Origin of the sequence: Vannielia litorea, assembly GCF_018424695.1 — a bacterium.
In the GTDB taxonomy this organism is placed as follows: Bacteria; Pseudomonadota; Alphaproteobacteria; order Rhodobacterales; family Rhodobacteraceae; genus Vannielia; species Vannielia litorea_A.
On record NZ_QTNQ01000180.1, the window covers coordinates 1 to 2,342 of the forward strand.

Consider the following 2,342-nt stretch of genomic DNA (forward strand, 5'->3'; position numbering starts at 1 on the left):
AGGCCGACGAGGGGGTTGCCGTCGGGGGCGAAGGTGAAGGGGCCGTGGATCACGCGTTTGACGCCGGCGCGTTCGAGCACGGGGAAGCGGTGGTAGGCCATTTCGACGCTGTCGGAGACCTTGTCGAGATTGTCGGGCAGCAGCTCGTGGCCGAATTCCCAGGGGGTTCCGTCAAGTGCCCAGGGCTCACAGGGCTGTTCGTAGAAGCCGATGCAGAGGCCGCGGCCCTCTTGCCGGAAATAGGATTCACCCGCCGGATCAAGGACATGGGGAAACTCGGCATCGCGTTCGTAAATCTCGGGGATGTCATCCGTCACCAGGTACTGGTGGGCCATTGGCAGTAGCGGCAGGTAGACGCCTGCCATCGCGCCAACCTCGCGCGCCCAGAGGCCTGCGGCGTTGACAACATGCTCGGTGTGGATGGTGCCCTTGTTGGTGACCACGTCCCATGATCCATTGGGGCGTTGCTGGAGGTCTTCGACCTTGCAGTGCAGCTCGATCTCGGCGCCGGCCATCTTTGCGGCGCGGGCGTAGGCGTGGGTGGTCCCTGACGGGTCGAGGTGGCCATCGAGCGGGTCATAGAGGCCGCCGAGGATGCCATCGAGGTTTACCAGCTCGGCCAGCTCGGCGATTTCTTCCGGGCTGACGATCCGGGTGTCGAGCCCCATGTACCGGTGTTTGGCGCGCTCGGCCTTGAGCAGGTCGAAGCGCTCGGGGGTTTCGGCGAGGGTGATTCCGCCGACGTGGTGCAGCCCGCAGGACAGGCCGGTGATCTCTTCCAATTCTTTATAGAGACCAATGGTATAGCCCTGAAGCGCGGCCATGTTGGTATCGGAGTTCATGGTGTGAAAGCCGCCTGCGGCATGCCAGGTTGAGCCGCTTGTCAGCTCGCTCCGCTCCAGCAGCATCACGTCGGACCAGCCCAGCTTGGTCATGTGGTAGAGCACAGAGCAGCCGACGACGCCGCCGCCGATCACGCAGACGCGGGTGGTGGTTTTCATGGACGGACTCCTTTGGCTGTTGGCCCGAGACTGTGGGCCAAAACCGGCCTGTGCTGGCCGTTCTGCGACATGTCGTGTCGGTTTCGAGGTGCGTCCGGGCGGGTTAACGGGTGTTCTGAGGCGCATGAGGGCAGAGGGGCACAACCCATGCACAAGTGATGCACATCCTATGCATACGCGATTTTAGGGCCGCTTGTGGTGGCGGGGAATGTTAACGCAAGGGCCGGTGGGTGTGGATCACAGGCCGTGGAGATCCTCGGGTCGGGCCCGAGGATGACCGTGCACCGGATCACCGCTCGGGGATCAGCCCGCGTGGCGAAAAACGGAGCACCAGCAGCAGCACCACGCCCATGGTCAGCAGGCGCATATATTGGGCGCTGTCGAGCAGGTGGCCCTTGAGCCAGCTGCCCTCAGGGAGCGGCCATGTGATGCCTTCCATGAAGAGGCGGCCCAGAGGCTCGACCTGAATCCAGAGCCACCAGACCAGCAGCCCGCCGAGCAGCGCCCCGAGGTTGTTGCCGGAGCCGCCGACGATGACCATGACCCATATGAGGAAGGTGAAGCGCAGCGGCTGATAAGTGCCGGGGACCAGGAGGCCATCGAGCGTGGTCATCATCGCGCCAGCCATGCCGCATATGGCGGAGCCGAGGATGAAGACCTGGAGGTGGCGGCGGGTGACATCCTTGCCCATGGCGCGGGCGGCGGTTTCGTTGTCGCGGATGGCGCGCATCATCCGGCCCCAGGGCGATTTGAGCGCGAGTTGCAGGGCGACGATGATGAGCACGAGCGCCACGGCGAAGAGGCAGCCGTAGAGCAGCTTGACGGTGAGGGTGGAGGCGGTTTCCGGCGCGATGCCGAGGGAGGCGGCGCGGGAGGTGAAGGCCTCGCTCTGTTGCAGGTCGATCTCGTAGGGCACGGGGCGGGGGATGCCGTTGACGTTCTTCACGCCGCGCGCCAGCCAATCTTCGTTTTTCATCACCGCGATGATGATCTCGGCGATGCCGAGGGTGGCGATGGCGAGGTAATCCGAGCGCAGGCCGAGGGCGGTTTTGCCGACGATCCATGCGGCCCCGGCGGCGAGCAAGCCGCCCGCTGGCCAGGCGAGGATGACGGGCAGGCCGAGGCCGCCGAGGTAGCCCGTAGCGGCGGGATTGATGGCCTCGACAGCATCGCGCGCTGGGTCGAAAGCCAGCCGGTAGAGCACGAAGCCCAGCCGATCCGCGCCCCGGCTGCCATGGGGCGGGCCTGCAAGGGCCCATGGTTGGCAGCCGATCCGGGCGATCCCCGAGGGGACATATGCAGCTTGTCCGCGTGGTGTGAGCCACGCGGACATCTGCGTTT

Annotated in this window: 2 protein-coding genes; both read right to left on the bottom strand. The window is 65.3% G+C overall.

Translation table 11 applies throughout. The features are described 5' to 3' along the window. On the bottom strand, window positions 1–1,001 hold a 1,001-nt coding region (locus tag DYI42_RS23775; RefSeq protein WP_213549595.1), incomplete at its 3' end, for an NAD(P)/FAD-dependent oxidoreductase. A gap of 289 nt (window positions 1,002–1,290) precedes the next feature. Beyond that, the coding region (locus tag DYI42_RS23780; protein ID WP_213549598.1) for a branched-chain amino acid ABC transporter permease at window positions 1,291–2,342 on the bottom strand (1,052 nt) is incomplete at its 5' end.